Here is a 26,240-nt window from a genome sequence, read left to right on the forward strand (position 1 = left end):
CGTGGGTGACCGGTCAAGCCGACTTCGGCTTCGGCTTCGGCTTCGCGAAGGTCGCGCCGTCGATCACGAATCGGTAGCGGACGTCGGAGGCGAGGATCCGCTCGTAGGCGATGTTGACGTCCTGCGCGTCGATCAGCTCGATGTCGGCCGTGACGTCGTGCTCGGCCGCGAAGTCGAGCATCTCCTGCGTCTCGGCGATGCCGCCGAACAGCGACCCCACGAAGGACCGGCCGTTCTGGAGGAGGGCGAAGACCTCCATCGGCATCGGCTCGGTCGTCACACCGACGTTCACCATGGTGCCGTGCAGACGCAGCATCCCGAGGTAGTCGGGGAGGGACACAGGCGCGCTGACGGTGTTCAGGACGATGTCGAAGGTGTTGGCCAGTTCGGTGAACGCGGAACCGTCACCGGTCACGGCGTAGTGGTCGGCGCCGAGGGCCGCGGCGGCCTCCCGCTTGCTGCCGGACTGCGACAGGACGGTCACCTCGGCGCCCATGGCCTTGGCCATCTTCACGCCGAGGTGGCCGAGCCCGCCGAGGCCGACGACCGCGACCTTGGTGCCGGACCGGGCGCCGAATCGCTTGAGCGGGGAGTAGACGGTGATGCCGGCGCACAGCAGCGGAGCGGCGGCGGCCGGGTCGAGGGTCTCGGGAACGCGGACGACGAAGTCCTCCGGAGCGACGATCGCCTCGGAGTAGCCGCCCTGGGTGCGGGCGCCGGGCTCGGCGGGGTCAGGGGCTCCGAAGACAAGGGTGTTGCCCATGAGGCAGTACTGCTCCTGGCCCGCCTGGCAGTTCTCGCAGGTGCGGCAGGAGTTGACCATGCAGCCGATGCCGACCAGGTCGCCGACCTGGTGGCGGGTGACGCCGGGGCCGGTCTCGGTGACTCGGCCGACGATCTCGTGGCCGGGGACGAGCGGGCTGACCGCCAGCGGGCCGAACGTCCCGTCGACGTAGTTCATGTCGGAATGGCAGATCCCGCAGTACAGGATGTCGAGCTTGACGTCGTGCGGGCCGACGTCGCGGCGCTCGATGGTGACGGGAACGAGCGGCTTTCCGGCCTCGTGGGCGCCGAACGCGTTGACGGTGGTGGGCATGGTGATTCCTTTGCGCAGGTACGAGGTGATGTCAGGCTTCGGGGATGGCGCGTCCGTAGGCCGCCAGGGTGACGTCCGAAGGCTCGGGGCCGCCGCGCCGGCCGGTCTCCAGGGCGTCGAGGGACTTCAACTCATCCGCGGTCAGGGCGAAGTCGAAGACGTCGACGTTCTCCGCGATGCGGTGGCGCTTGGTCGACTTGGGGATCACCGAGCGGCCCTGCTGGATGCCCCAGCGCAGCAGCACCTGGGCCGGGCTCCTGCCGTGCACCTCGGCGATCGCGGTGACGGCCGGGTCCTCAAGGACGCTCCCGCGGTCCTCGCCCTGTCCGCGGTAGAAGGTGATGCCGCCGATGGGAGACCACGCCTGGTTGAGGATGCCGTGCGCGTCGTCGAAGTCGAGGACCGCGCGCTGCTGGAAGTACGGGTGGATCTCCAGCTGGTTGACGGCGGGCACGACGGAGGTGGTGTCGAGCAGCGTGGTCAGGTGGTCGACCATGAAGTTGCTGACGCCGATCGCCCGGACCCTGCCGTCTGCCAGGAGCTTCTCCAGGGCGCGGTAGGCGGCGAGGGTCTTGTCGAAGTCCGACGGCAGCGCCTGGTGCAGGATCAGCAGGTCGATCTGGTCCACGCCGAGCTTGGCGGCGCTCTTGTCGAAGCCGTGCAGGGTCTCGTCGTAGCCGTAGTCGCTGATCCAGATCTTCGTCTCGATGAAGAGGTCGTCGCGGGGCACGGCGGAGGCGCGGATGGCCTGGCCGACCTCGCGTTCGTTGCCGTACGCGGCGGCGGTGTCGATGTGCCGGTAGCCGAGGTCGAGCGCGGCCGTGACGGCGGCCCGGGTCTCGTCGGGCGGGGTCTGGAAGACACCGAGTCCGAGGGCGGGCATCTCGACGCCGTTGTTGAGGGTGAGGGTCTGCATCACAGGGACCTTTCGTGCGGGCGGGTACGTGCGGGGACGATGAGGGTGAGGGTGGCCGCGAGGGCCAGTGCGAGCAGGACGGCGGACCCGGTCAGCGCGGCACCCGAGCGGGCCGCGATGTCGGCGGCCCCGTGACCGGTGGAGACCGAGGCGGCCACGGCGGTCAGGATGCTCAGGCTCAGCGCGCTGCCGATCTGGTGCACGGTGTTGACCAGGCCCGAGGCGGCGCCCGCGTCCGCGGGGGCGACGCCGTCGACGCCACTGGAGGTCAGCGGGGCGAGCGCCAGGCCCTGGCCGGCGCCGATGAGCACCATCGGCAACGCCACTCCGGTCAGGTAGGGCGTGTGCGGGTCGAGGCGGCTGAGCCACACCATGCCCACCATGGTCAGGGCGAGCCCGGTGGTGAGCACCTGCGGCCTGCTCGCCCGCTCGAGGAGCCGCGGCACCTGGATAGCAAAGACGAAGTTGACCAGCGTCATCGGCAGGAAGGCGAGACCGGCCTGCAGCGGCGTCCAGTGGTAGACGCTCTGTACGAACTGCGCGGTGAAGAAGAAGAACCCGATCATCGCGCCCATGTAGAGCATCCGGGTGACGTAGGCGCCGCTGCGCTCCCGGCTGGCGAACAGCCGCAGCGGCACGATCGGCTGCGCGGCCCGCCGCTCCACCAGGACGAACAGGGCCAGCATCACCACTCCCGCCACCAGCGGAATCAGGGTGGCCGGAGCGGTCCAGCCGATGTCGGCGGCGTCCACGATGCCGAAGACCAGAGCGGTGGAGCCCCCAGTCGCCAGGAGCGCCCCGGCGACGTCGAAGCGGCCGCCCCGGCGCTCGGTCTCGGGCAGGAACCGCACGGCCAATGCCACCATCGCGATGCCGACCGGGACGTTGAGGAAGAACCCGGCCCGCCACGAGATCAGGTCGGCGACCAGGCCGCCCACCACCAGGCCGAGCGCCGCGCCGAGCCCGGCCACCGCGCTGTAGGCGGCCATCGCCCGGTTACGGGCCCGGCCCTCGGCGAAGCTGCGGGTGAGCAGGGACAGGGCCGAGGGGGCCAGGACCGCCGCCCCGCCACCCTGCAGCGCCCGGGCGCCGATCAGCCACCACTGATTCTGGGCGGCGCCGACAAGGAGCGAGGTCAGCGCGAAGACGACCAGGGAGAACAGGAACACCCTGCGGTGTCCGAACAGGTCACCGGCCCGGGCTCCCAACAGCAGCAACCCGCCGAAGACCAGGACGTAGGCGTTGGTGATCCAGGACAGGCCGGTCTCGGAGAACCCCATGTCGGAGCGGATCTGCGGCAGGCCGGTGAAGACGATCGAGTTGTCGAGGATGACCATGAAGTAGCTGACGCAGATGATCGTGAGGATCAGCGTCGCCCGGGCCGGGGCGGCAGGCACACGTACCACCGTGGGCGCCGCGGATTCCTTGACGCCCGGGTCGGCGGCGTGCCCGACACGGACGTCGCCGCTCCCGGCGTACTTGGGCGCTGCGCGCACGGTGGTGTCCTTCTCCGTTTCAGGGTGAGGGACCGGTGTTCGACCCGGCCCTCGGCTCTTTCCAAGGAAACGCCGCGTGGGCGCATGGGTGGGAGGCACTGCTCTTCCAGGTACTGCCAGTACCTCGCAGACCCTCTCGGACGGACCTACGGTGAAGTTCGAAGCAGAACCGTCCCGCCGGGACGCGATCACCGGCGGCGGAGCGATTTCAGGGATCCGACCATGGCAGACAGAGACAAGAAGAGCGTGGCCGCCGAGGTCCGCGAGTTCCTGAGCACCCGGCGTGCCCGTATCACCCCCGAGCAGGCTGGACTGCCCGTCTACGGCGGCAACCGGCGCGTTGCGGGCCTGCGCCGGGAGGAGGTCGCGCTGCTCGCGGGCATGAGCGTCGACTACTACGTCCGCCTTGAGCGAGGGAACCTCTCCGGCGCCTCGGACTCGGTACTGGAATCCCTCGCTCACGCACTGCAGCTGGACGAGGCCGAGCGCACTCACCTCTACGACCTGGCCCGGGCGGCGACGCCGTCGGGCCGGCGCCCCACGGTGACGGCGTCCCGGGTGCGGCCCACGATCTTGCGCCTGCTCGACTCGATGACCGATGTGCCGGCGTACGTGCGCAACGCGCGCTTCGACATCCTGGCCGCGAACACGCTGGGGCGGGCGCTGTACGCACCCCTCTTCGACTCGCCGCTGTTCGCCCAGCGCGGCCCGGTCAACAGCGCCCGCTTCATGTTCCTGGACCCCGCGAGCAGGGACTTCTGGGTCGACTGGGACAAGGGGGCCGACGACGCCGTCGCCTTCCTGCGCATCGAGACGGGCCGGGCACCCCACGACAAGGCGCTGACCGATCTGATCGGGGAGCTGACGACCAAGAGCGGCGACTTCGCCCGCCGGTGGGCTCGCCACGACGTGAAGTTCCACCGCTCCGGAGTGAAGAACCTGCACCACCCGCTGGTCGGCGATCTCGCACTGCCCTACGAGGCGATGGAGTTGCCGTCCGATCCCGGCCTTCGCCTCAACTTCTACACGCCCGAACCGGACTCCCCGGCGAGGGAGGCCCTGGGCCTCCTCGCCAGTTGGGCGAGCACCGGGACCGTCGCCCCGACCGCGAACGACTGACTACGACTGACTACGACTGAGCACATCCAAGGAGAACCACTTCATGCAGTACCGACCGCTCGGCCGCACCGGCGTCCAGGTCAGCCCGCTCTGCCTGGGCGCGATGATGTTCGGCCCCTGGGGCAACGAGGACGAGGCCGACTCGATCCGGATCATCCACCGTGCCCTGGACGCGGGCATCAACTTCGTCGACACCGCCGACGTGTACTCCGCCGGCGTCTCGGAGGAGATCGTCGGCAAGGCCCTCAAGGGCCGCCGCGAGGACGTGTTCCTGGCCACCAAGTTCTTCATGCCGATGGACCAGAACGACCCCAACCAGCGCGGCGGCTCACGGCGCTGGATCATCCGCGCGGTCGAGAACTCCCTGCGCCGGCTCGACACCGACCACATCGACCTCTACCAGGTCCACCGCCCCAGCCCCGACACGGACGTCGCCGAGACCCTCGGCGCCCTCTCCGACCTCGTGCACCAGGGCAAGATCCGCTACATCGGCTCCTCGTCCTATTCCGGCTCCCAGATCGTCGAGGCCCAGTGGACCTCGCGAGAGCGCCACCTGGAACGGTTCGTGACCGAGCAGCCGCCGTACTCCATCCTGGTCCGCGGCATCGAGGAGGACGTCCTGCCCACCGTGCGCCGCCACGGCATGGGCACCCTCACCTACAGCCCGCTCTCCGGCGGCTGGCTCTCTGGCCGCTACCGCAAGAACGCCACCGAGGGCCCCGCCTCCACGGCCCGCCCCCAGGCCCGCTTCGACATGGACACCCCCGCCAACCAGCGCAAGCTCGACGCCGTCGAACAACTCGCCGTCCTGGCGGACAAGGCCGGCCTCACGCTCATCGAGCTGGCCGTCGCCTTCGCCATCAACCACCCAGGCGTCACCTCGGCGATCATCGGCCCGCGCACCATGGAGCAGTTGGAGGCGTTCCTGCCCGCCGCCGACGTCGCGCTGTCGTCCGACGTGCTCGACGCCATCGACGAGATCGTCGCGCCCGGCGTCACCGTCAACCCGGTCGACAACAGCTACGGAGACTTCGAACTGCGCGCCGACCAGCGACGCCGCTGACGCGTCCCGGACTGGCCGATCACGCCGGCCGTCGCACCGACTTCCCCGCGACCACGAAAGGCGTGGCCTCACTCGGCCGACTGTGCGGTGGCCTGGTACTGGTCTGCGGCCCAGGAGGCGAGGATGCGCAGGCCGTCGTGGGTGCTGGAGCCGACTTCGGCGGTCCAGACGACGAGTTGCTGGTCGGGATCGATGCTGGCGGGTCAAGGTGTCCCAGTCCAGGCAGAGCTCGCCGGCGACTCTCCCTCCCGGCCAGGCCGAACACGTAGCGCCGCTGGTCGTCGTCCAGCTGCAGCGCCGAGGGAGGCAGACGCGCCTGCTCGAACGCGGGTGTAGTAGTCCGTGGAGATCGCGGCGCGCTGAGCCACCTCTTCCCGGCGCAGCCCGGCGACGCGACGCTGCCCGCCGCTGTCGGGCAGGCCCGCGGCGCGCGGGCTCAGCTCGGAGCGGCGCGCCTTGAGGAACTCGCCCAGCTCGTTCAGATGCGGTGTCGGACCCACTTTTGAACATCGTGCCGGAAAAGGAATCCGCAGCACAGCAGGCCATCGGGAGCGTTGCCCCCAAGCTCGCCGACCTCACCGACCAGGTGCTCTTCGGCGACGTCTGGGAGCGCGAGGGGTTCGCGGTCCTGGGCCGCTGCGAGTACCCCTTGGCGAACGGCAAAGCCCTGGTGCGGCAGGACTTCCGGACGACCCCGTACCCATGAACAGCCAGACCCCTGCGCCTGCGTCGTCATACGTCGATGCGGCGTCCGTCGGCAGGGCGTGACCAGGACCGGGTGACAGTTCGACAGGTACGGCGTCCCCATCGTCGACTTGGCCGCGCTCTGCGACCGGGGGAGGGGCTGTGTCTGCCTGCGGCTCGCGGCAACGGGGTGGGGTCAACTCAGGGCTTTGGTCAAGCGGTTCAGGCCGTCCGTGATCTCGGCGGGAGTGTGGGTGGTGAACGACAGGCGCAGCGTCGCCGGGTCCGGGTGGCCGGCGAAGAAGGGGGCGCCGGGGACGTAGGCCACGTTGTGGGCGACCGCTCGCGGGAGCAGGGCGGTCGCGTCGTGGCCGGAGGGGAGGCGGGCCCAGAGGAACATGCCGCCGTCCGGACGGTTCCAGCTGCTGCCGGCGGGCAGCGCGTCCGGGAGTCCGGCGAGCAGGGCGTCGCGACGCTCGCGGTAGGCGTCGCGGACGGTGGCGAGGTGAGCGTCCAGGTCGCAGTCGGCGAGGTAGCGGGCCGCGGCGGCCTGGTCGACCGTGGAGGTGTGCAGGTCGGCGGCCTGCTTGGCGATCACGCAGGCGCGCCGGAGTGCGGCGGGGCCGCGCAGCCAGCCGAGCCGCAGCCCGGGGGCCAGCACCTTGGAGAAGCTGCTCAGCAGCACCGTGCGGTCCTCTGCCCCGGCGCAGCCCGCGACCCACGGCACCGGCTCGCCGCTGAAGCGCAGTTCGCCGTACGGGTCGTCCTCGATGATCCAGAGCCCGCGCCTCGCCGCGACCTCCGCGACCGCCCTGCGGCGGGCGAGCGGCAGCGTCCGGCCGGTCGGGTTCTGGAAGTTGGGCACCAGATACAGCAGCTTGGGCCGTTCCGCCGCGACGAGCGCGTCCAGCGCGTCCGGCATGACGCCGTCCGCATCGGTGGGGACCGGGATGATCCGCGCGCCCGCGAGTCCGAAGCACTGCAGCGCGGCGAGGTAGGTCGGGTCCTCGACCAGGATCGTGTCGCCGGGTTCCAGCAGGGCCGAGGTCAGCAGGGACAGTCCCTGCTGCGAGCCGCCGGTGACCAGCAGATCCTCGAGGTCGGTCGGGAGGCCCCGGGTGGTGAGCCGGGCGGCGACGGCCGCGCGCAGCGACGGGTCGCCCTCGGTGGTCGAGTACTGCAGCACCTGCCGCGGCGACTCGCGCAACACCGCGTCGTAGGCCGCGCGGATGCCCTCCGCGTCGAAGAGCTCGGGGGCGGGAAGACCGCCCGCGAACGAGATGACGTCGGGGCGGGCGGTCAGCGCCAGGATCTCCCGGACGGGCGACCCGCCCACGTCAGCGGTGCGGGCGGCAAGCGCGGGGACGGCGGCGGCGCTCTCGGCGATGGTCATCTCATGGGGCCTTTCGGAGTGCGCGGACGGGGCGCGGGTCAGGAGAAGAGAGGCAGGGAGGAGGCGACCACGACGTGCACGGCGGTTCCGCCGACGACGCTGAGGACGGCGTTCCTGCGCCAGATGTGCAGTGCCGCAGTGGTCAGCAGGGCGGCCACGGCCGCCCCGGTCTGCGGCGCGATGTCGACCGGCGTGTGGCGCAGGGTGTAGAAGACCAGAATCGTCAGCACGCCGACGGGCATGCTTTCGTTCAGGTACGGCAGCAGTGCGCTGTGCCGGATCGGCGCGAGGAAGGCGAACGGCGCGGCCCGCAGCGCCCAGGTGACGGCCGAGCAGACGAGTACGGCCGTGATGATGTAGGTCGGCTCAGGCATGGGCGCCCCTGCGCTTGACGCGGGTGAGGGCGTACCGGATGAGCAGCATCGCGACGAAGGCGGTCATGGCGGCCACGAGCATTCCGTCCCCGAAGAGCAGGTACGAGCCCAGGGCGCACAGCAGCGCGATGACGGGTGGGGGGACGCTGCGCCGGACGCGGAACGCGTCGATGGTCAGGACGAGGAAGAACGCCGTCACCGCGAAGTCCAGCCCGACGACGCCGTCCGGGATCAAGGTCCCCGCCAGGGCGCCGACGGTGACAGCAGAGACCCACATGACCTGAAGCGCCCCCTGAATCGTCAGGATGCGCCGCCTGCTCCAATGCTGCGCCTGCGGACCGGTGGTCAGTGCCCACGCCTCATCTGTGAGCGTGAACGTGGAGTACACCTTCGCCCCGCGTCCGTGCACTCGATGCAACGGGAACGACAGTGCGTAGAAAACATGGCGGAAGTTCACCAGGAACGCCGTCGCCGCGATCTGCGCCAGCGGCGCCACGGCCACCACCATGCCCAGGACCACGAACTCCAGCGATCCCGCGAAGATCACCGTCGCGAACACCGGGGCCCACCACCACGCCAAGGGCGACTGGGACACCACGACGCCGAAGGCCAACCCCATCGGCAGGGCGGCCAGCGCCGCGGGCGTCACGATGCGCACGCCCTCCCGAACCTCATCGCCGGGGTCCGTGGCCTGTGGGGGAGGAGGGCTGGTCGAAGGAGCGACTGCCTGGAAAGTCATTCCACAATTTTATGTCAGCTTCGTCCGCAAATGATTGCCAAAGATGGGCGCATAATGACCGTATGAGCAATACAAGGAAACTTGATGCCACCGACAGAGCAATTTTGTTGCATCTCTCCAAGGACGGCCGATTGAGCAACGTCGAGCTGGCCGCTCGGGTCGGTCTGACCCCGGCGCCCTGCCTGCGCCGCGTCAAACGCCTGGAGGAGGAAGGGGTGATCACCGGCTACCGGGCCAGGATCGATCCCGCTGCCGCCGGCCGGCCCTTCTGCGTGGTCATGTCTGTGGAGATCACCATGACCAACAGGCAGACGGTGGAGCAGTTCGAGCGAGCTGTCGCCGCGTTCGACGAGGTCACAGAGGTTCGTCGAGTGTTCGGTGTGCCCGACTACATCATCCGCGTCGACGTCGCCGACGGGAACGCGTACGAGCGCTTCCAGACCGAGAAGATGACGCAGCTCCCCGGCGTGCACCGCATCGTGTCGCACCAGACCATGAAGCTGATCAAAAGCTTCGAGTGAGCCTCGCTCGCTGCTGCACGGGGGCCGTTGGCGGCTGACGCCCGTCGCCGACCAGGCACTGCGGCGGGCTGGGTGGCCGTCAGCGTCGTTACACTCGCTGAATCCCGCCCACCAGGAGCGAAGGACCGATGCAGCACACGACAACGCCCGACGGGGTCCGTATCGCCTACCAGGTCCAAGGCGAGGGAGCACCGCTCGTTCTGCTGGCGGGCCAGGCGAACAACCACCACTGGTGGGACGGGGTACGCGACGACTTCCACACCGACCGCAGCACCCTCACGCTCGACTACCGCGGCACGGGCGAGAGCGACAAGCCCGACCGGCCCTACAGCACCGAGGGCTTCGCGCAGGACGTGATCGCGGTGCTCGACGAGCTCGGTGTCGACCGGGCCGACGTCTACGGCACGTCCATGGGCGGACGCGTGGCCCAGCAGCTCGCGGCCCGTCATCCGCACCGGGTGCGCGCCCTGGTACTCGGCTGCACGTCGCCCGGCGGCCAACACGCCGTCGAACGTGACAACGACGTGCGAAAGTCGCTGGTACAGCAGCAACCGGGTGCGGCGCGGCAGGCCCTGCTCGACCTGATGTACACACCGGCCTGGCTGGCGACCCACCCGGGCCCCTACCGGACACTCGGCGACCCGGACATGCCCGCCCACGCCCAGCGCCGCCACCTTGCGGCCAGCAACCGGCACGACGCGTGGCACCTCCTGCCCGGCATCAGCGCGCCCACCCTGGTCGTGCACGGCAGCGACGACCTGCTCAACCCGGCCGCCAACGCTCCCCTGCTCGCGAACCGCATCCCCGGCGCCCGGCTTCACATGGTCCCCGGAGCCCGACACGCCTATTTCGAGGAGTTCCGCACCGTCGCAAGCCCGCTCGTCCTGGACTTCCTCACCACACTGCCGCACCAGTGACAGGAAACGCGCAGTCTCCGCGTGGCAGCGGGTCGGCGACAGTCCCGGCCTCAACACCACCACCGACGAGGTCGAGTCGAACAGGCGACGGGCCAGCCACTCAAGGCCACAAGAGCATTCGTGGCCCCTCTTGCCAGCGACGATCCGCCGCTCGTGTTCGCTGAAGCCACTGGTGCCGTGGAACGCTTCGAGGGCCGGGAGAAGAACCGGCAGATCGCTACTACGCTCGGGTCAGCGAGCGATCGGTGGAGCGGTGGCGCCGCCAGTGGCGCGAGCGCGGCGAGGCCGGAGTCGTGTCGAAGGGCTGACACTGACACGGGTGAAGACGTTGATCGGCCTTTTGTTCCACGCGAGCTACACCGTGGAGGGCACATGGCGGCTGCTGAAGTCTTCGGGTGTGCGGGCTGTGGTGCGGTTCTGACGGCGGCCGTGTCGGAGGTGGCGTTGCCGATTCACCTGGCCGACGCCCACTGGGAGACGCTGCACCCGCCACTGCTGGTGGCCGGGTCCTACGCCGTCGACCCCGCGCCGTACGGGCCGCCGTGGCGGCAGTGGGACGAGGTCAGGGCGCGCGAGGCGGCGGAGCGGTGGCGCTTCGCGCCGTTCGGCGCGCTGTCCGACGGACCGTCGGACACCGTCCTCCTCGCGCCCGGCGACATGCGCGGCACCGGGCGGGAGACATGTGGCAGCCGCGTGCCGGGGCGGTGCCGGTACCTATGGATGCCGCGCTCTGGGCCGAGCTCGCCTTCCCGCCACACCGGACCCGGCTGCCGGTGCTCGGTGGGCTGCCAGCAGGCGTGGAGCGGGACGACCCGCTGCCGCCGCACCCGTGGAACCCGTTCCAGCCGTCCAGGGAGGCGTTCCGGTACACGCTCGCGCGGATGCCCGCAGTCAGGGAACCGTGGCTGCGGGCGATCCACGACCGAGGATGCTGACCCGTCAGAGGTAGTGCGGACGACGCAGACGTTGGGCTCGACGTAGACGGCGTGGTCATGGGCCGAGTCGCAGCTGGGACCAGGACGCCCCCTGATCGCACATGGCTGACCGACATCACACATTCAACTTCAGTGGTCGGGCCCGGTTCAGTCGAAGGTGATGTGCTTGCTGGACCGGCCTTCGCGGCTCCAAAGGAAGCCGTGGGCATCGGCGCGGTCCACCGTCGAGCGGCCCCAGGTCGCGACCTGGCCCGGTCCGGTCTCCGCACCCGGCAGGTTGGTCGACTGGACGCGCGCACCCTCCGGGGTCGTGGGTCCCGTGAGCGCGACCGCGCTCGCCTCGACCCGGCCCGGTACCACGGCCCGCCAGCTCGCGAGGTCGTCGGCGACCTCGATCTCGATGGGGGCGAACTCCATGCCGCGCATTTCGGCGCCCATCATGCTCACCATCTCGGCGGGCCAACTGCCCGCCTGCCCACCGAAGATCATCTGAAGCGCCTCGCGCTGGGGGCCGTCGGCGCGCTCGTCGACGAAGACCGCGGCGTACGTGTCCGTGTGCTCGGCCCAGATGTTGCCGACGAACGAGCCCAGCATCAGCACGTTCAGGCCGTCCAGCCGTACGTCACCGTAACGGCCCTCGCGGATGTGCCAGGCCAGGATGCCGTCGCAATCGCCGTGGGTGGGCAGCTGCGCGAACGAGCAGGGGCAGGGCACGTTGCACTTGCAGGTGTCGAACCAGTCGCCCGCCGCGTGCCACCGGGGAACGGTCGCCGTCGTCTCGGACATCTCTCTGCCTCCTCGTGACCGTGCCGGGACGTCGGTCTCGGGAGGATGGCAGAGCCCCCGTGAGCCATCGCCGGCCCACGCCCGGGTCTACGGGTACCCACCCCGATTGTCCCACCGCAGGGGTCACCCGGAGGAGGTGTTTTCCGCGTACACGCGTTCCCGCGCGCCTGCGCAGGTCCGCCGTGATGTGCTGGAGGTGTGCGCCTCGACCGGAAGGCCCTGTCACCCCCTCTGCGTCCGGCAAATCTGCTGTCGGCCCGGCAGCTTGCGTTCGCCTGGTCCGTGATGGCGTCGATCGCCCTCCTCGCCTGGGTGCTGGTGGTCGACCAGGCCCGCGACATGGGGGTCGAGCCGGGAACCATGGGTATGGGCGTCCCGCTGTTCCTGCTGCTGTGGCTGGTCATGATGATCGCCATGATGTTCCCGTCGGTGGCCCCGGTGGCCCTCACCTGGGCGCGGGCCATCGGGCGCCAGTCGCCCACGGGAGTCGTGCGGGTGGCTCGTACCGCCCAGTTCGTCGGCGGGTACCTGCTGGCCTGGACGGCCTTCGGCCTGATCGCCTACGGGCTCCTCGCCGGGACCGGGGCCCTGGTGGACGAGCACCCGGGCGCCGGGCGCTGGATCGGCGCCGGGGCCTTCCTGGTCGCCGGGCTGTACCAGCTCGGCCCGTGGAAGGACCTCTGCCTGCGGCACTGCCGGAGCCCGATGGGCCAGCTCGTGCGCTACGCGGGCTTCCGGTCCCGGGCCCGCGATCTGCGCGTCGGGGCGCACCACGGGGCGTACTGCGGGGGCTGCTGCTGGGGGCTGATGGTCGTGCTCGTCCCGCTGGGCGTCATGAACGTCCTGGCGATGGCCGCGGTGGCCGTGGTGATCTTCGTGGAGAAGCTCTGGCGGCTGGGCCCCGTCTTCTCGCAGGTCGTCGGCGTCGCCTTCCTCGTACTCGCGGTACTGAGCCTCTTCCAGCCCTGGCTGCTGCCGGGCCTGATCCCGCCGCAGTCGCCCATGACGGACATGCTCCGCCCCTAGGAGGCGCCGAGCCTCGCTTGTGCTTGTCGCCGGCTGTCCAGGATCGGCCCCATGTCGACCACGGTCCCTGTGCCGGCGGGAGCTTGCAGCGGCGGCCAGTGGCTGGTTTTTCGCTGTTCATTCTTCCTGTTCCTGTTCCTGTTCTTTCTTTTTCTTTTTCTTCTTTTTGTCCTCTGCCTTACGGTCGATCTCGTGCCAGGCCGCCAGTGCCTCTTTGGCGTCGGTTAGGCCGGCTTCCTTGTAGGACTCCGGATAAGCCCGGCTGATCATTGCGAGGTGGTTCTTGACCAGGGCGAGCTGTTCCTCCCCGCCTGTCACGACCTTGAGGTCGAGAAGTTTCAGGATGGCTTTCCGGAGGGTCGTGACGGCAGGCGCGTCGTCCTCCAGGGTCCCCGTTCTCTCGAAGGCCAGCAGGATCGCCCGCGAGGTGCCCTCGCCCTTGCCGCCGGTGTCGGACGACTCCAGGGTCGCGCCGGGGATGTAGTTGACGAAGGTGAGCAGCTGGTTCAGGAAGTTCTGCAGCAAGAGCGGCTTCGCTTCGTCGGAGGCCTTGGAGATGGCGGCGAGGTACTGGTTCATCTGGTGGTCCGCGTTCTTCAGACCCGCCGTGTGGGCCTCGGTCGCCTTGAATCGCGGGGCCAGCTTGTTGTACATGTCCATGGCATCCTTGCGGAGAGCCGGCAGCCTGTTCAGTACCTCGGAGAGCGGTTTGTTCACGATGGTGGCGCGGATCGCGTCGAGATGCACCGACCAGGCCGTCGTGTGCGCACCCATCGTTCCCCCGGGGAAGGGGGAGGGGCTGCGGCCGGCCGAGCGCAGGCCGGTGACCTGGGCGGCGCCGCCGTGCATCCACACGACGACCTGCGACGCCAGAGGCTGCTTGCGCCGCGTCCCGTCCGCCAGGACCTCCTCGTCGTCCTCAACCTCTTCCTCCTCATTGTTCGTCTCCTCTTCGTCCATGGCGTTGGACGAGGAACTGGACGACGAACTGGAGGAGGAGCTGGATGACGAGCTGGAGGAGGAACTGGACGATTGGCTGGCGGCGGCGATCGCCTTCCTTGCCGCCGCCAACTCCTTCTCCAGATGCTTCAGGTTCTTCGTCTCTTCGGTGACGACGGCCTCCTGCTGGCTCTTCTCCCTCGTGGCTTTCTTGGAGAGCACGCCCAGGATGTTCTCCGCCACCTCCTTCCGATTCTTGGACGCCTGGATCTGATCCACGTAGTAGTCCACGTCCGTCGCGCGCGCGTCGTTCACCGCCGCCATGGCCGGCCCGCGGATGCCGGCCAGCGCTTCACCCAGGCTCGGCCAGGCCCTTGCGAGGGCTAGCGGAAAGGCCGCCTGGACGGAGCGGACGTGCTGGCGGGCCATCAGGTCGACGACGTCCTCGATACTGGCGTCCACCGGGAGTCCCGGAGCCATGAGCTGACGGTTGTTCGCCGGCTCCAGGGCGAGCAGCGCCACCGCCTTGCGGTCGAAGAGGGCGACGATGGCCGTCTGAAGCGGTTCCGGAGCGATCGCCCTTTCGCGTTCCAACGCGCTTTCCGCCGAGAGCAGCACATCGCGGTGACCCGACTCGCCCTTGCCCTTGCCCGCCAGAGCGGGCCGTACCGCCTTGACGTTGATCGTGGACAGCGGAACGAGCTCACGCAGGTGGAGGAGCGCGCCGGCGAGTTCCTGGACCAGTGGCATCCTCCGGGCGAGCAACGGGTTCTCGTCGAACTCGTCGAACAGGCGCAGCACCACCTCATGGGCCTGCTGCCAGCGAACCCCGTGTCCACCGGGCATATCGGCCCGGATCAGGTCGACTCCGGGCAGGAGTTGCAATTCGTCGTACAGCACGCGCAGGTTTGCCACGGCCCCGGCGGCCGTCCAGCCGACGACCTTCCGCCGCATCGCCTCCACCTGAACGGCGAAGGCGGTGGAGTGGTCTCCCATGGTGTTGCTGAACGGCGAATGCGGGCGCCCGATGATGTTGAGCGTGCCGATCCGCACCGTCCCGTCCTTGTCGGTCGTGGGCTCGATCTGCGATACCAGCGCCCGCTGGACCACGTGGCCGCCGGCCGATCCGGGCGGGCCGGCCGATGTTCGCGCGGCGGCGGGGGCCGCCCGGACCGGCACCGGGCCGGCCGGCCCCCGCACCGCGTTCGCCTGGGCCTCCCCCTCGAAGCGGCCGGCCGACGAGCTGACCCTCAGCCCGTCACCCCGGTTCGTGCCGGCGACCGGGCCCCGTCGCAGTTGGAGGACGGGGATGAACTCGTGCGCCGGTGTGTGCCGGTCGGTGCCTTCCTCGCCGACCACGATGGGGTGGCCCGAGGTGAAGGCCTGGGCCCCCGACTCGGCGGCCGGGCGGCGGGCGGCGGAGTCGGTGGGCAGGTGGACGTCGGAGAGACCGGTACCGGGACGGGCCTCCGTTCCGGCCCGTCCCATCCCGGCCGGCGGGCTCCTGGGCGTGGCGAGGGCGTCGTGGGCGGCGGCGCGCTGGATGGTCGCTGGCTGTCCGTCCGCGCTGCCGTCCCGGTCGGACCGGGACGTCAGGATCCCGGCGACGGCCCGGTTGCCGACCGCGCGTTGCAACACCGTCAGCGCGGTCGGTCCCGCCGAGAAGTCCGCCCCGGGGGCCGCGAGTTCCGGGCTCCGGCGGCTGTCGGCCGAGTCCGCGGATTCCTTGTCGCGATCGTGCGCGCGCATGGGCCGGCTACCTCCTGAGTGCTGCCGCTGGTCCGCCCATGTGTACTGCGCCCGACGGGCCGAGCGGACCGGCTGTCAGGGCGGGCGGAGGGAGAGCGGTGGCTGCCCGTTCGGGCACGCCGTCCAGCAGGACACCCCTCGCGGGTCAGGCCTTGGAACATCTGTGTCAGATCGTGTGCTGAGCAGTCGTCCGGCCTGGTGGGCGACCAAATGGGGCCTCGGTGACGGGGCCGGTCTGAAGTCGTCGTGCAGCTTGTCGGTCTCCGAAGCCGACTGCACAGATGACTGGAGTCGGGTGCACTGAGCACGGCCTCCGCCAGCGGGCCGCCGGCCCCTGCAGGCCCGGACCTGTTCGATGAGGTCCTCAGCGCCGAGGAAGGCGGGCCTCGCGTTCAGGAGGGCTTCGAGTACCGCGAATTCCTTGACGGAGAGGTCGAGTCGGTGGCCGTCACGGCTGGCGGTGCGGTGCGGTGCGTCGAGTCGAGTCGAGTTCGATGCCCGCCGTGCTCAGGGTGCGGGACCGGGCGCGGGGCGGCGGCGGGCCAGGGCGCTGATGCGCCCAACGAGTTCGGGAAAGTGGAACGTGCTTGGCGACGTAGTCGTCGGCGCCCAGGGGCAGGCCTTGACGCGGTCGCCGGGTGAGTCGGCGGCGGTCAGCATCAGGATCATCCCGCGGCCGTCCCGCTCGGTGATCATCTGGCAGAGGGTGTCGCCGCGGATGCCTGGCAGGTCGCGGTCGAGCACGACGACGTCGTACGCGTTGACGTCCAGTTTGGCCGCGGCGTCGAGCCTGTCGTGGGCCACGTCCACCGTCATGCCCTGGTCGCGCAGCCCATCGGCGATGATCTCGGCGAGCAGGCGGGCGTCCCCGACCAACAGGACTCTCAACGTGCCACGCCCGTCCCTGTGTCGGCGGCCTCCGCCGTCTCCCCGGCGTCCGTACGGGGGAGGGTGATGGTGAGACGCGCAGGCCGCCGCCGTCGGGGTAGGCGCGTAGGTCCAGGGTGGCGTGGTGGGCCTGGGTGATGGCCGCGACGACGGAGAGGCCGAGGCCGCTTCCTCGGCCGGTGCCGGTCCGGTCGGTGCCAGGGCGGCGGAAAGGCCGTGCGAGGTCCGCCATCCGCCGCTGGTCGAGGACCGGTCCGCTGGACTCGGCGACGAGGGACACTGCGCCGCAGTCGTCCCTCGTCGCCTCCTTCGGCCACTACCACGACGCCGATCCAGCCCCCGGAGTCGTTGTGCGCAATCGCGTTGTCGATCACGTTGTCGGCCACGCGGCAGCAACGTCCGGCTGTCCCACACCCACGCGGAGTCGTCGATCCGGTTCTCACGCACGGTCAGGCCCTTGGCCGCGATGTCCTTATGCCCGTCCGGTCAGGGCAGTCAGCGCGAGTCGGCCGGGGGAGAGGCGCGCCCGGTCGGTGAACTCGCCGTGCCGGGTGCGAGCTTGTCCAGGGCATGGGCGTGGTTCGCCACCGCCTGCTGGGGTTCGGCGATCACGAGACCACCGTCAGCACGATCTTGCCTTGGAGGTGGCCCTGCGCGGCTCGGGTGTGTGCGCTGCCCGCCTCGGGCAGCGGGTAGGTGCTGTCCACCCCGACCTGGAGCTTGCCCTCGTCGAACAGGCGCCCGATCTCGGCGAGCTGGGGACCGTTGGAACGCACCTGAATGTTCGAGACTGTGATGCCCAGACTCGCCGTCTCTTCCGGGTCGTACTCGGCGAAGAACACCGGAAGCATGGTGCCGCCGCGCTTGAGCACGGTCAGAAAGCGTGAGCTGTCCGGGCCACCGACGGTGTCGATCACCAGGTCGACACCGCTGACCACGTCCGCGGCCTGCGTCCTGGTGTAGTCGATGAACTCATCGGCGCCGAGCTTGCGCAGGAACTGCTCGTGCCGGCCCGAGGCCACCGCGATTACGTGTGCCCCCTTCCAGTTCGCCAACTGCACCGCGAAGTGGCCCACTCCACCGGCGGCCCCGTTGACCAGCACGGTCATCCCCGGTGTGATCGGCACCGGCTGATGCACCTGGCCGGTGAAGGGAGACGGCACGTCGTGGCCGAGATCAACCAGGTACTGCCAGGCCGTAAGCACGGCCATCGGCGCCCCGGCCGCCTGCACGTGGTCGATCCCGGCCGGCTTGTGAGCCAGGTCCGAAGCCGGCGCGGCCACGTACTCGGCGTACGTCCGGCCGTCGAATCCGGGGAACCGCAGCATGCCGAAGACCTCGTCACCGACGGCGAACCCCAGCACGTCCGGAGCGACCGCCTGGACCACGCCCGACATGTCCGTTCCGGGGATCAGGGGGAACTCCAGCGTCGGCCTCATCTCGGCCGGCATGACCTTCATCCCCTCACGCAGATACCAGTCCGGCGGGTTGACGCCCGCCGCGTGCACCCGGACGAGCACCTCGCCCGGGCCGATCTCGGGAACCGGCACCTCGTCGTACTGCAAAACTTCCGGCCCGCCCGCTTCGTGGAACTGGATCGCCTTCATCGCGCCTGTCGCTTTCCTGGGGAACGTTGTTCCTCCAGTCAAGGCCCAGGACGCCATGGCCGTCCAAGACCGGTTCGGCAACCTGATCATTCCGAAACGGCATGACGCGTACCGTGGAAGGGTGAACGATCTCGGACAGGACCTGGAACTGCGGCTGGTGCGCTACTTCACCGTGGTGGCGGCGCACCAGCACTTCGGCCGGGCCGCTGCCGACTTGCACGTGGCCCAGCCGGCGCTGAGCCGCCAGATCCAACGGCTCGAGAAGTATCTCGGCGCACGACTGCTGGACCGCGTACCCCAGGGCGCCCGGCTCACTCCGGCCGGCCAGAGGTTCCTTCCCCGGGCCCACGCCCTGCTGCAGGCCGCCCGCCAGGCCGAGTTGGCCGTGCGTGAACAAGCCGAGACCGAACGAATCGCCATCGGCTACGTCGAAGACCTGGTGATCACTGCCGCCGTACGGGAACTGCGCCGCCGTCACCCGGACGCCGAGATCGCCACCCGGTACCTGAGCTGCCGCGACGTCGGGGCGCTGTCCGACAAGCGCGTCGACGCCCTGATCGCGCGGGCCCCGTTGCCGCTCGCCGCCGACGACGTGCTCACCACCCCGCTGTACGAGGAGCCCCGGATGCTCGCGGTCCCGCGCGGCCATTCCTTGGCCGACCGCGCGTCGGTGACCGCGGAAGAACTGGCCGGCGAGGAGGCGGCCCCGTGCGCGTTCGAGAGCGCGGACTGGACTTCCTACCGGATCCTCGGGGCCGGCGTGCCGCCGATCGAGAGCTACGAGGACAAGCTCGAACTCGTCGCGAGTGGCCGGGCGATCGCCGTGCTACCGGTCGGCGATCGGCGTAGCTCACTGCGTCCCGACCTCGTCACCGTTCCGATCGAGGGCGCTCCGCCCAGCCAGGTCGTCCTGGTCAGCCGCAAGGGCGACCCGAATCCGATGATCAGGAATCTCCGGCTGGCCGCCAAGGCCGTCCTGACCGCCTCGGCAGCCTGACCGGGACCAGCCGACCCGCTTGGCGCCGCGCTGCACTGCACTGCATCAAGCGGTGCTTACACGCGCCGTGTTCGTCGCGCATCTGCCCGTATCGCTCGGGGTTGGGTTGTGCCGGCTCAGCGTCCGACCCTATTGGAACGGCGATCAAGCACGCCGTCTCGATCAGAAACCGTTGCCGTATCGCGTAGCGAGAGCCCTTCGCCCTTGAACAGCAGCACCGGCGCCGCGCAGTGTCCCCCAGTGCAGCGGCAGCCGCCCGCAGGTGCGCCTTTCGCCCTTGAACAGCAGGTCCGCAACCTGCCCACAGCCGCGCGATGTCCGCAACCCCGGGCCCAGTGGCGCCCGCAGGAGCGCGCGCACCACCGACAGATGCGTCACAAGTGCGCGTTTTACGCGTTCGGGTCCCAGTCTGCGAGCTGCTCCATCGGCTCGGTGTCGCCGGTGGTCTCCAGGCCGTCGAGCGGGACGCGCTCGTAGAAGTAGAGGACCAGTTCGCTCGCTGCTCCTCGCATCGCCATGTCGCCCGGCTCCGCGTCGGCGGCGAGGTCGTCGCAGCGGACGCCGTCGGCGTTGAGGGTCAGGCGCCAGGAGCGGCCCTCGGTCGTGTGCAGGTCGATGGTCGCCGGCTTGAACGGCCAGGGGACGGTCGTCGCCGAGACGGTCGTCAGGAACTCGTCGACGCCCTCGACCGCGACGTCCGTCGGCAGCGGCCGTGCGGCGCCCTGGGTGAGCTGGGCGTCGTAGGTGTGGACGGCGAACTCCTGGATCTGGTGCCGGGCCACGGCTCCGCTGGTCTCCGGGGCCTGCGAGCGGCCCCACCAGGTCCAGCAGCCGCGGTCCGGGCCGGCCTCGCGCATCGCGTCGAGCATGAGCTCGGTCGACTCGGCGAGCCAGGCGTCCAGGGCTTCGTGGTCGCGGGGCGCGGTCGGGGCGCCCTTCGGGTCGGTCCTCGCCGGGGGCTCGGCGCCCGGGCCCGCCGCGACGATGGCGGCCTGGCGGCGGCGGCCGTCACCGAGGTGCTGCGCCAGTTCGCGCAGCGTCCAGTCCGGGCAGGTCGGGACCTGGACGTCAAGGTCGGGGGCGGACGCGATCGCAGCGCGGAACGCGGCCGAGCGGTCTTCGATCAGCCGCAGGACCTCGGGGAACTCCAAGATGTTTTGCACGGCGGATGTGTATCACGGCGCTCCGGCCGCCGGGTAGCGAATTTGTCGGACGAACGCGTCGACGGCCGGGCGGAACTGGTCGCCTGCCGGCGGAGGTGGTGCGGGAGGTGAGGCGCTCGACCGCTCACGCGGGGGCTTCACCACAAAAATCCACCTGAGCGCGGACTGCCACTGCCGGGTCCTCTCGCTCGTCCTGACGCCCGGTCAGCGGGCCGGCTGCACCCAGTTCGAGGCTGTCATGGAACGGATCCGGGTGCCCCGCCTGGCCACCGGCCGGCCTCGCACGACACCCGACAGCGTCAGCGCCGACAAGGGCTACAGCAACCGTCGCACCCGCGCCTACCTGCGTGGACGCGGGATCCGGCACGTCATCCCGGAGAAAGCCGACCAAGAGGCCGGCCGTCTGCGGCGCGGGAGCACCGGTGGCCCGCCACCCGGCTTCGACAAGGAGCGGTACGCCAAAGCGCAACACTGTCGAGCGGGCGATCAACAAGCTGAAACAGTTCCGCGCGGTCGCGACCAGATACGACAAACGCGCCTACGTCTACCCCGGCACCGTCACCGCCGCAGCACTCGCCATCTGGCTCCGCTCATGATCGCCAGGACAGCCCCTAGTGGTCCTCGTTGGTGACCAGCGTGCGAATCCGGGAGCGGAGTTCGGACCACTCGTCGTTGGTGCCGTGGTCCGCCTTCATCGGCTCGAGCGTCTGCTCAAGCGTCTGCTCGAGTGACACCGGCGCCGTGCGGCCTCGACGCCGTTGAAGCGTGGTACGGGCCTGCTGTAGCAGCGACTCCCGCTCATCCGAGGCCTCGGCTCGTCGGTGCAGCGCGGTGACGCGGGAAGGGCGTTGACGTCGCCGGAATGCGGACAGCAGCCCGTACGGGCCGCGCTGCCAACCCGATGACCATGAACCAGCGCAGGTGACTGTCCGCGAGAACCACCATCAAGCCGACCACGCGAGGCCGACCAGTAACGGCCAACCTGCCACTCCACTCACCGCTGTCATGTCACGCATGCACCGGCGGTAGTGCCCGCCACTGGCATTCGCACCAATGCTCCGTGACCAGTAGTCACGGAGCAACCCTTAGTTGATGATTTCGGCTCGGTCATCCAGACGGATTGCGGCCAGCCGGTCTCGCCACATCTGGAGAGCTTCGGGTGTCTGTCGCGTCCAGTCGGTGACCTCGCCAACGATCCGGAGCGGTTCCCTGCTGCGATAGGAGCGAGTGGGATTGCCAGGGAACTTCTTGTCGGTGACGTTTGGATCGTTCTCGAACTCCCCAGTCGGTTCGACGACATACACTCGCGGGGCCCCGTCGCCGGCGGCGAGTTCGGCGGCGAGTCCCGCGCCGTCGCGCAACGCAGTGAAGTAGATGTGGTTCATCATGATTTCGGGCCGGTAGTTGGAACGGAAACCGGCGGTGAGGTGATCTCCGACGCGCAGCTCGGCCTTTGTGCCGTGGAAGAACGGCCCCTCGTCCAACACCTCGTCCATCGCCGCAGGTTATCAACCAAGCTGTCGTGACGGCGAGGTATCCGGGACGGCTCGGACGCCGTGATCACACCAGCCACAGCGAGATCATCAAACCCTGACCAGTAGTTACGGGACAACCCCTGGGTGGCGACGCGGGAATCGAGCCCGGCCGGGTCGCCGAACGTGTCTTCCGCACCCTCTACGACGGCGTGGCCAGACCGATCAGCTTCTCCATGGATCCCTCCCACGGTCTGAAGGCGGAGAACGCGAGCTTCCTCTACCAGGCCAGGGACGGGAAGTTCCTGTTCCTGGGGCGGTGGACAAGGTGCGATGAGCGACGGCCTCTCCGACATGTCCTGTACACGCCTATCCAGGGTGGTCCCCGCGAGGCCACTATGAGACACCCCCTCCCACTCGTTCCCTGAGCTTGCCGGAGCGGTCGATGACGCGTCGTTGGTGTGCACTCCTGTTGCTGTCGGCCCTGGGGGCGAGTATGGCCGGCTGCGGGGACGAAGAGGTCAGCCGACTGCCGCCCAGCGCGCTGTCGACCAAGACACCGTCGACGTCAGAGTTCGACCTGGTGGAAGCGCTGCCCAAACCGGCGCACTTCGGAGCGGGTTGGACTTTTGAAACAGACTCGCTCGGCGGGGACGACTACTTCCTCGGACTGGCCACGGGATGGTTCCCCGAGCAGTGCGCGTGGGTCGACACCGAGAAGGCGGGTCTGGAAGCTGTCGAGTCCGCCTACGCAGCCTCTGCGGAATATGACTCGGATGAAGTGGATATCTCGCCGGTGACGGCCGAAATCGGCGTCGACTCACCGGCGAAAGCGGAGCGGCGGTTCGCCTACCTGCGCCGGATCTTCGAGAAGTGCACGTCACTGACCTACCGGTGGGACGGCAAGGACGTCACCAGGAAGCTCCAGGTACTACCAGACCCAAAGCTGAGCGCGGACGACACCCTCAGGGTACGTTTCGAGGACCAGGGCAGAACGCCCGACTTCACCGGTGAGCAATGGTGCGCGCGCGCCGAAGGGCTGGTCCTCTGTCTCGCTGGGGAGCATGTGCCCGAACAGACCCTGTCGGCAGCCTTCGCATGGGCCCGGCAGACCCTCGACACCTAGTGTTCTGGTCTTGAGCTTGTTCCCAGTCATCGGGCCCGGTCGTGTGGTCACTCTTGGAGTGATCGCAGAGTACGCGGGCGGCCTTCCCCATGATCCTGAACTCTGCGACGAGATCAAGGAGTTCACAAGGAAGACCGTGGGATGAGTGTGCGGGTGCGTGCCAGTGAACGAGACGCGTTCGCGGAACTGCCACGCTTTCGGACGGCCTTCTACGGGTCTCTGACCGCGCGGGCGGATACATTCTTCGAACTGGCCGACGCGCTGCTGTGCGCGGACGGCCCGCCCCGGAACGCCGGTGGAGTTGTCGCTGCTCGCCGAGCACCAGCGCGGCTCCGGCTCGCTGTACGGAGCCTTGAACCACGGCCGTCTCGACACCGATACCTTGCGTGACCTGCTGATATCACTGCCTCTGCCACGGTCCGGCGGACGGATCGTACTCACCGTGGGCGTCTCCCCGCGGCTGCGCTCGGATGCGGCCTGCTCGCCCGAGCGGCTCTTCTGTCACGTCCACGGCCGCTCCAGATCAGCCGCGCAGATCATCCCGGGTTGGCCGTACTCGTTCGTCGCCGGGCTCACCCCGGACCGCACCTCGTGGAGCGCGGTCCTGGACGTGGTCCGTCTCGGACCCGACGCCGGATCATGCCCATAAAACGGTGTCAGAAAGTCGATGTGCTCAAGAACTTGAGGAACACCCCTTTCTGCACGATCTGGCGAGCGCAGCCACCCCAAGATGACGACACCGCCGATCTCCTCGCCCCGTTCCCGGCCGCACGGACCGGCGGCCTCGTGGGATACGCACGAGTGTCACCAAGGGGCAGTTGCTCGACCGGCAGATCCGCGCACTCACCGAAGCAGGGTGCATCCGGATCTTCGCCGACAAGAAGTCCGGCAAGAACGCCGAACGCGAGGAACTGCCATCGTGTCCGGCCTGCGCAAGCGGTATCGGCTTCACCTCGCTGCACGAGTCGCTCGACACCACCACGCCCGGCGGGCGCCTGGTCTTCCACGTCTTCGCGACCCTGGCGGAATTCATCCGTGAACTCATTGTCCAGGGCACCAACGAGGGCCTGGACGCTGCCCGCGCCCGAGGTGCCCGCCTTGGCCGGCCGCCGACCATGACCGACGAACAGGTACGTCACGCCCGTGACCTGCTAGCCCGCCCGGAGAACACCGTTGCCTCGATCGCGAAGCTCCTCGGTGTCTCCCGCAACACCATCTACAACTAGCCCGAGCTGAAGGGCGGCCGTCTCACGCTCGCCGAAACGGCCAACACGACAGAACTGCCCCGGCCCTCCAGGTCAGAGGACTGATCACCGCCGATTGCGGCTGATGACGATCCTGCTGGCCTATTCCGTGCCCGGTGTGGTCTTTTCGGTGGAACCTGACACCACTTGTCGCTCAGCCCCCACGACCGACCCGAAGGTCTTCTCCAGGAGGGTGAACGACTTGGGTGCGCTGCCCGGCTGCGGCTTGCCTGCCTTGTGGCCGACGACCCGGTAGCCGGCGTCCAGGTAGTAGGCGTTCAGGCGTGTGTTGCCGGCCAGGCAGTCCAGACGCACGAACGCCCGCCCCGCCGCGGCAACGCGGCGCTCCGCGGCACGCAGCAGGAGCCGTCCCGTCCCCGGCTGGGCGCTGCTGCGGTCCACCATCAGCCGGTGCACGTAGCCGGCCACCGGTGGCTGTGGTCCCCAGGCGTCCTCGTCTTCCCACCACAGCTCCCATGCCCCGGCCACGCGGCCATCGGCCTCGGCGAGCCAGACCTCACCACGCACCATGGTCTTGCGGAAATGGTCCTCGTCCAGCTGGCCGGGCTGCCACTGGCCGGTGATGCCCTGGGCGAGCATCCAGCGGGCAGCGTCGTCACGCAGACGAACGAGAGTGGCGAGGTCGGTGTCTTCGGCGAGGCGGAAGTGCAGATCGTTCACGTCGAGATCCTCGCACGGCTCGCGCGAGCGCTCGATGCTGTCCCTCCAGTCACAGCCGAGCGCCAGCGTGGTCAGCTCTCGTCGACATTTTCGAACTCCCCGACCGCTAAGTGCTGCCCGAAACCGTGGACAAACGCTGCTCGCTCTCGCTTACGAAACCACCGGTGGGACTGACGGCTCGTTGCCGCGTAGAGCAGCGGCCGTCTTGGCGTTCCCGGTCGCGGGTGGGGTCTGGGATGTCGATGCAGCCGAGGCCCAGGCCGTGGCTGCAAGTGCCGGAGCTGACCGCGCAGGTAGCCCGGTCGGTAGCGGCGCAGGGGCCGTATCCCCTGGCGATGCGGGAACGTGACGAGATGGGTGAGCTGTCTGCGGATGCCGAGTTCGCCGAGACGTTCGGGGCGCGGGGGCGGCCTGGCTGGTCACCGGGCCGGCTGGCGCTGGTGACGGTCCTACAGTTCGCCGAGATCCTCACCGACCGAGCGGCAGCACACCGGGATGATCAGGGCAACGCCGAAGCGCTTCTTCACCGGGCCTTCGTGATGGAGCCGTCGACGGCGATCTGATCGAGAACGAGGCCGACGATCCGGCCGTAGGACTCCAGCGCGATCTGCTTTAGTTCGGCGAAGACGCCGAGCCGGATCCACTCGTCGCGACGGTTGCGGATTGTGGTGGCCGAGCAGATCGTGTCGGCGATCGCCTGGTAGGAGCAGCCGAAGCGCAGGAGCTGCAGCATCTTGTCGAAGACGATCCGGTCGCTGATGCGCGGGCGGTGGCAGCCCAGCGGATGGTCCGGGTGGTACTCCGGCCGCTCGGGCAGCAGGGCCGCGAATTGGCCCCAGAGCGGCTCGGTCAGCCATGGCGGCAGTACAGGCACAGGTTCCCCCGGTGATCACAGAGCGCCGCAACTTCATGATCGCCAAAACCTGTGCCTGTCTTGCTGCCGGTGCCGCCACCGCGCCTATCTGCGCGACCTCTAAGCCAGCAGGATCGATGACAGCGTTCTTATCGGTACCCCAAGTCCAGCTCTCGACCGCCGGTGCCGACGGTCCCCGCAGTGTCCGGGCCCGTGCGGCCAGGGCGGAGAGGAACGGCATCACCCCGGCCTGGCACACCGACCGCAATGACTACGCACACCGCCACGACACCCACTGGACTCGCAGCGACAATCTCCCCGCCCACGTCATCGCCAAGATCGGCGACCTGCGCGTCGTCTAAGAGGCCATCTCATTTGGCGAGTCTGCGGTAGCAGATGAGGGTGCAGGCGATGCTGGTGAAGGCCAGGAAGTGAGCGGCCTTGCGTTCGTAGCGG

At 69.3% G+C, this 26,240-nt stretch carries 26 protein-coding genes and 4 pseudogenes; 13 read left to right on the plus strand and 17 right to left on the minus strand.

What is annotated here, in order from left to right:
• Nucleotides 1-13: 13 nt before the first annotated feature.
• The 3 genes from ABZ725_RS29770 to ABZ725_RS29780 are packed head-to-tail and all read right to left on the minus strand — an operon-like array spanning nucleotide 14 to nucleotide 3,508.
• Nucleotides 14-1,096 (minus strand): NAD(P)-dependent alcohol dehydrogenase, encoded by a 1,083-nt coding sequence (locus ABZ725_RS29770; protein WP_358805601.1) that lies wholly within the window; start codon nucleotides 1,094-1,096, stop codon nucleotides 14-16.
• A gap of 31 nt (nucleotides 1,097-1,127) precedes the next feature.
• A complete protein-coding gene (locus ABZ725_RS29775) occupies nucleotides 1,128-2,012 on the minus strand; it encodes an aldo/keto reductase (protein WP_358805602.1) in 885 nt (294 codons plus the stop codon).
• Complete coding sequence (locus ABZ725_RS29780; RefSeq protein WP_358805603.1) at nucleotides 2,012-3,508, minus strand: MFS transporter; 1,497 nt, start codon at nucleotides 3,506-3,508, stop codon at nucleotides 2,012-2,014. Before ABZ725_RS29780 ends, ABZ725_RS29775 begins: the two co-directional genes overlap by 1 nt.
• Before the next feature lie 222 nt (nucleotides 3,509-3,730).
• Here ABZ725_RS29780 and ABZ725_RS29785 point away from each other — a divergent pair, with 222 nt between their 5' ends.
• Both ABZ725_RS29785 and ABZ725_RS29790 read left to right on the plus strand, forming a co-directional pair.
• Nucleotides 3,731-4,627 carry a helix-turn-helix transcriptional regulator gene (locus ABZ725_RS29785; RefSeq protein ID WP_358805604.1) on the plus strand — a complete coding sequence of 299 codons (897 nt, stop codon included), beginning with the start codon at nucleotides 3,731-3,733 and terminating at the stop codon, nucleotides 4,625-4,627.
• A gap of 43 nt (nucleotides 4,628-4,670) precedes the next feature.
• The gene (locus ABZ725_RS29790) at nucleotides 4,671-5,690 is read left to right on the plus strand and encodes an aldo/keto reductase (protein WP_358805605.1); all 1,020 of its coding nucleotides are present in this window, start codon (nucleotides 4,671-4,673) and stop codon (nucleotides 5,688-5,690) included.
• A gap of 68 nt (nucleotides 5,691-5,758) precedes the next feature.
• On the opposite strand, the pseudogene ABZ725_RS29795 reads toward ABZ725_RS29790, so the two are convergent.
• Nucleotides 5,759-6,190, minus strand: a pseudogene (locus ABZ725_RS29795) (helix-turn-helix transcriptional regulator).
• Nucleotides 6,191-6,201: 11 nt separating this feature from the next.
• On the opposite strand from ABZ725_RS29795, the gene ABZ725_RS29800 reads away from it, so the two are divergent.
• Nucleotides 6,202-6,396, plus strand: a complete 195-nt coding sequence (locus ABZ725_RS29800) for a hypothetical protein (RefSeq protein WP_358805606.1) — start codon at nucleotides 6,202-6,204, stop codon at nucleotides 6,394-6,396.
• 174 nt (nucleotides 6,397-6,570) lie between these two features.
• Here the strand turns inward: ABZ725_RS29800 and ABZ725_RS29805 are convergent, their stop codons facing one another.
• From ABZ725_RS29805 to ABZ725_RS29815, 3 genes are read right to left on the minus strand one after another with little or no spacing between them, the layout of a single operon-like run.
• The gene (locus ABZ725_RS29805) at nucleotides 6,571-7,767 is read right to left on the minus strand and encodes a PLP-dependent aminotransferase family protein (RefSeq protein WP_358805607.1); all 1,197 of its coding nucleotides are present in this window, start codon (nucleotides 7,765-7,767) and stop codon (nucleotides 6,571-6,573) included.
• Between the two features lie 38 nt (nucleotides 7,768-7,805).
• Nucleotides 7,806-8,141: an AzlD domain-containing protein gene (locus tag ABZ725_RS29810; protein ID WP_358805608.1), complete on the minus strand. Its 336-nt coding sequence runs from the start codon at nucleotides 8,139-8,141 to the stop codon at nucleotides 7,806-7,808.
• The gene (locus tag ABZ725_RS29815; protein WP_358805609.1) at nucleotides 8,134-8,799 is read right to left on the minus strand and encodes an AzlC family ABC transporter permease; all 666 of its coding nucleotides are present in this window, start codon (nucleotides 8,797-8,799) and stop codon (nucleotides 8,134-8,136) included. The genes ABZ725_RS29810 and ABZ725_RS29815 overlap by 8 nt, the downstream gene beginning before the upstream one ends.
• A gap of 143 nt (nucleotides 8,800-8,942) precedes the next feature.
• On the opposite strand from ABZ725_RS29815, the gene ABZ725_RS29820 reads away from it, so the two are divergent.
• Together ABZ725_RS29820 and ABZ725_RS29825 are read left to right on the plus strand one after the other, a co-directional pair.
• On the plus strand, nucleotides 8,943-9,401 hold the full coding sequence (locus ABZ725_RS29820) for an Lrp/AsnC family transcriptional regulator (protein WP_358805610.1): 459 nt from the start codon (nucleotides 8,943-8,945) through the stop codon (nucleotides 9,399-9,401).
• Nucleotides 9,402-9,529: 128 nt separating this feature from the next.
• The gene (locus ABZ725_RS29825) at nucleotides 9,530-10,318 is read left to right on the plus strand and encodes an alpha/beta fold hydrolase (RefSeq protein WP_358805611.1); all 789 of its coding nucleotides are present in this window, start codon (nucleotides 9,530-9,532) and stop codon (nucleotides 10,316-10,318) included.
• Nucleotides 10,319-10,827: 509 nt separating this feature from the next.
• Here the strand turns inward: ABZ725_RS29825 and ABZ725_RS29830 are convergent.
• The gene (locus tag ABZ725_RS29830; protein WP_358805612.1) at nucleotides 10,828-10,953 is read right to left on the minus strand and encodes a hypothetical protein; all 126 of its coding nucleotides are present in this window, start codon (nucleotides 10,951-10,953) and stop codon (nucleotides 10,828-10,830) included.
• Between the two features lie 81 nt (nucleotides 10,954-11,034).
• On the opposite strand from ABZ725_RS29830, the gene ABZ725_RS29835 reads away from it, so the two are divergent.
• Nucleotides 11,035-11,253, plus strand: a complete 219-nt coding sequence (locus ABZ725_RS29835) for a hypothetical protein (RefSeq protein ID WP_358805613.1) — start codon at nucleotides 11,035-11,037, stop codon at nucleotides 11,251-11,253.
• A 147-nt stretch (nucleotides 11,254-11,400) separates the two neighbouring features.
• Here ABZ725_RS29835 and ABZ725_RS29840 read toward each other — a convergent pair whose 3' ends face one another.
• The gene (locus ABZ725_RS29840) at nucleotides 11,401-12,039 is read right to left on the minus strand and encodes a DUF1326 domain-containing protein (RefSeq protein WP_358805614.1); all 639 of its coding nucleotides are present in this window, start codon (nucleotides 12,037-12,039) and stop codon (nucleotides 11,401-11,403) included.
• Nucleotides 12,040-12,237: 198 nt separating this feature from the next.
• Here ABZ725_RS29840 and ABZ725_RS29845 point away from each other — a divergent pair, with 198 nt between their 5' ends.
• Nucleotides 12,238-13,065, plus strand: a complete 828-nt coding sequence (locus tag ABZ725_RS29845) for a DUF2182 domain-containing protein (protein ID WP_358805615.1) — start codon at nucleotides 12,238-12,240, stop codon at nucleotides 13,063-13,065.
• A 117-nt stretch (nucleotides 13,066-13,182) separates the two neighbouring features.
• Here ABZ725_RS29845 and ABZ725_RS29850 read toward each other — a convergent pair whose 3' ends face one another.
• The 3 genes from ABZ725_RS29850 to ABZ725_RS29860 form a co-directional block, all read right to left on the minus strand.
• The gene (locus ABZ725_RS29850) at nucleotides 13,183-15,753 is read right to left on the minus strand and encodes a DUF4157 domain-containing protein (RefSeq protein WP_358805616.1); all 2,571 of its coding nucleotides are present in this window, start codon (nucleotides 15,751-15,753) and stop codon (nucleotides 13,183-13,185) included.
• A gap of 507 nt (nucleotides 15,754-16,260) precedes the next feature.
• Complete coding sequence (locus ABZ725_RS29855) at nucleotides 16,261-16,641, minus strand: response regulator (protein ID WP_358805617.1); 381 nt, start codon at nucleotides 16,639-16,641, stop codon at nucleotides 16,261-16,263.
• Nucleotides 16,642-17,249: 608 nt separating this feature from the next.
• A complete protein-coding gene (locus ABZ725_RS29860; RefSeq protein WP_358805618.1) occupies nucleotides 17,250-18,248 on the minus strand; it encodes an NADP-dependent oxidoreductase in 999 nt (332 codons plus the stop codon).
• Between the two features lie 121 nt (nucleotides 18,249-18,369).
• On the opposite strand from ABZ725_RS29860, the gene ABZ725_RS29865 reads away from it, so the two are divergent.
• On the plus strand, nucleotides 18,370-19,245 hold the full coding sequence (locus ABZ725_RS29865; protein ID WP_358805619.1) for a LysR family transcriptional regulator: 876 nt from the start codon (nucleotides 18,370-18,372) through the stop codon (nucleotides 19,243-19,245).
• A 389-nt stretch (nucleotides 19,246-19,634) separates the two neighbouring features.
• Here ABZ725_RS29865 and ABZ725_RS29870 read toward each other — a convergent pair whose 3' ends face one another.
• The gene (locus ABZ725_RS29870) at nucleotides 19,635-20,408 is read right to left on the minus strand and encodes a maleylpyruvate isomerase family mycothiol-dependent enzyme (RefSeq protein WP_358805620.1); all 774 of its coding nucleotides are present in this window, start codon (nucleotides 20,406-20,408) and stop codon (nucleotides 19,635-19,637) included.
• Between the two features lie 109 nt (nucleotides 20,409-20,517).
• Between ABZ725_RS29870 and ABZ725_RS29875 the strand changes: the two are divergent.
• Nucleotides 20,518-21,004: pseudogene (locus tag ABZ725_RS29875) on the plus strand (IS5 family transposase); the annotation flags it as partial.
• A gap of 15 nt (nucleotides 21,005-21,019) precedes the next feature.
• Here ABZ725_RS29875 and ABZ725_RS29880 read toward each other — a convergent pair.
• Together ABZ725_RS29880 and arr are read right to left on the minus strand one after the other, a co-directional pair.
• The gene (locus ABZ725_RS29880) at nucleotides 21,020-21,142 is read right to left on the minus strand and encodes a hypothetical protein (RefSeq protein ID WP_358805621.1); all 123 of its coding nucleotides are present in this window, start codon (nucleotides 21,140-21,142) and stop codon (nucleotides 21,020-21,022) included.
• A gap of 351 nt (nucleotides 21,143-21,493) precedes the next feature.
• Nucleotides 21,494-21,904, minus strand: a complete 411-nt coding sequence (gene arr, locus ABZ725_RS29885) for an NAD(+)--rifampin ADP-ribosyltransferase (RefSeq protein WP_358805622.1) — start codon at nucleotides 21,902-21,904, stop codon at nucleotides 21,494-21,496.
• A 421-nt stretch (nucleotides 21,905-22,325) separates the two neighbouring features.
• Here arr and ABZ725_RS29890 point away from each other — a divergent pair, with 421 nt between their 5' ends.
• The 3 genes and pseudogenes from ABZ725_RS29890 to ABZ725_RS29900 all read left to right on the plus strand — a co-directional run bounded on the left by ABZ725_RS29890 (nucleotide 22,326) and on the right by ABZ725_RS29900 (nucleotide 24,232).
• Nucleotides 22,326-23,006: a hypothetical protein gene (locus tag ABZ725_RS29890; RefSeq protein ID WP_358805623.1), complete on the plus strand. Its 681-nt coding sequence runs from the start codon at nucleotides 22,326-22,328 to the stop codon at nucleotides 23,004-23,006.
• A gap of 141 nt (nucleotides 23,007-23,147) precedes the next feature.
• Nucleotides 23,148-23,637, plus strand: a pseudogene (locus ABZ725_RS29895) (transposase); the annotation flags it as partial.
• A gap of 187 nt (nucleotides 23,638-23,824) precedes the next feature.
• Nucleotides 23,825-24,232 (plus strand): recombinase family protein, encoded by a 408-nt coding sequence (locus ABZ725_RS29900; RefSeq protein WP_358805624.1) that lies wholly within the window; start codon nucleotides 23,825-23,827, stop codon nucleotides 24,230-24,232.
• Between the two features lie 120 nt (nucleotides 24,233-24,352).
• On the opposite strand, the gene ABZ725_RS29905 is transcribed toward ABZ725_RS29900, so the two are convergent.
• Nucleotides 24,353-24,931, minus strand: coding sequence for a GNAT family N-acetyltransferase (locus ABZ725_RS29905; protein WP_358805625.1), 579 nt, complete (start codon nucleotides 24,929-24,931; stop codon nucleotides 24,353-24,355).
• A 516-nt stretch (nucleotides 24,932-25,447) separates the two neighbouring features.
• Nucleotides 25,448-25,805 (minus strand): annotated as a pseudogene (locus tag ABZ725_RS29910) (transposase); the annotation flags it as partial.
• Nucleotides 25,806-25,921: 116 nt separating this feature from the next.
• Here ABZ725_RS29910 and ABZ725_RS29915 point away from each other — a divergent pair.
• The gene (locus ABZ725_RS29915) at nucleotides 25,922-26,146 is read left to right on the plus strand and encodes a hypothetical protein (RefSeq protein WP_358805626.1); all 225 of its coding nucleotides are present in this window, start codon (nucleotides 25,922-25,924) and stop codon (nucleotides 26,144-26,146) included.
• Nucleotides 26,147-26,240: the final 94 nt, after the last annotated feature.

The organism is Streptomyces sp. NPDC006872, assembly GCF_040635845.1.
Classification (GTDB): domain Bacteria; phylum Actinomycetota; class Actinomycetes; order Streptomycetales; family Streptomycetaceae; genus Streptomyces.

Bases quoted from the DNA above. Each gene is read 5' to 3' on its own strand.
- ABZ725_RS29850 (WP_358805616.1), bottom strand. From the start codon at position 15,753: ATGCGCGCGCACGATCGCGACAAGGAATCCGCGGACTCGGCCGACAGC.
- ABZ725_RS29890 (WP_358805623.1), top strand. From the start codon at position 22,326: ATGACGCGTCGTTGGTGTGCACTCCTGTTGCTGTCGGCCCTGGGGGCG.
- arr (WP_358805622.1), bottom strand. From the start codon at position 21,904: ATGGACGAGGTGTTGGACGAGGGGCCGTTCTTCCACGGCACAAAGGCC.
- ABZ725_RS29860 (WP_358805618.1), bottom strand. From the start codon at position 18,248: ATGAAGGCGATCCAGTTCCACGAAGCGGGCGGGCCGGAAGTTTTGCAG.
- ABZ725_RS29790 (WP_358805605.1), top strand. From the start codon at position 4,671: ATGCAGTACCGACCGCTCGGCCGCACCGGCGTCCAGGTCAGCCCGCTC.
- ABZ725_RS29775 (WP_358805602.1), bottom strand. From the start codon at position 2,012: ATGCAGACCCTCACCCTCAACAACGGCGTCGAGATGCCCGCCCTCGGA.
- ABZ725_RS29915 (WP_358805626.1), top strand. From the start codon at position 25,922: ATGACAGCGTTCTTATCGGTACCCCAAGTCCAGCTCTCGACCGCCGGT.
- ABZ725_RS29835 (WP_358805613.1), top strand. From the start codon at position 11,035: ATGGATGCCGCGCTCTGGGCCGAGCTCGCCTTCCCGCCACACCGGACC.
- ABZ725_RS29785 (WP_358805604.1), top strand. From the start codon at position 3,731: ATGGCAGACAGAGACAAGAAGAGCGTGGCCGCCGAGGTCCGCGAGTTC.
- ABZ725_RS29825 (WP_358805611.1), top strand. From the start codon at position 9,530: ATGCAGCACACGACAACGCCCGACGGGGTCCGTATCGCCTACCAGGTC.
- ABZ725_RS29840 (WP_358805614.1), bottom strand. From the start codon at position 12,039: ATGTCCGAGACGACGGCGACCGTTCCCCGGTGGCACGCGGCGGGCGAC.
- ABZ725_RS29770 (WP_358805601.1), bottom strand. From the start codon at position 1,096: ATGCCCACCACCGTCAACGCGTTCGGCGCCCACGAGGCCGGAAAGCCG.
- ABZ725_RS29805 (WP_358805607.1), bottom strand. From the start codon at position 7,767: ATGACCATCGCCGAGAGCGCCGCCGCCGTCCCCGCGCTTGCCGCCCGC.
- ABZ725_RS29810 (WP_358805608.1), bottom strand. From the start codon at position 8,141: ATGCCTGAGCCGACCTACATCATCACGGCCGTACTCGTCTGCTCGGCC.
- ABZ725_RS29820 (WP_358805610.1), top strand. From the start codon at position 8,943: ATGAGCAATACAAGGAAACTTGATGCCACCGACAGAGCAATTTTGTTG.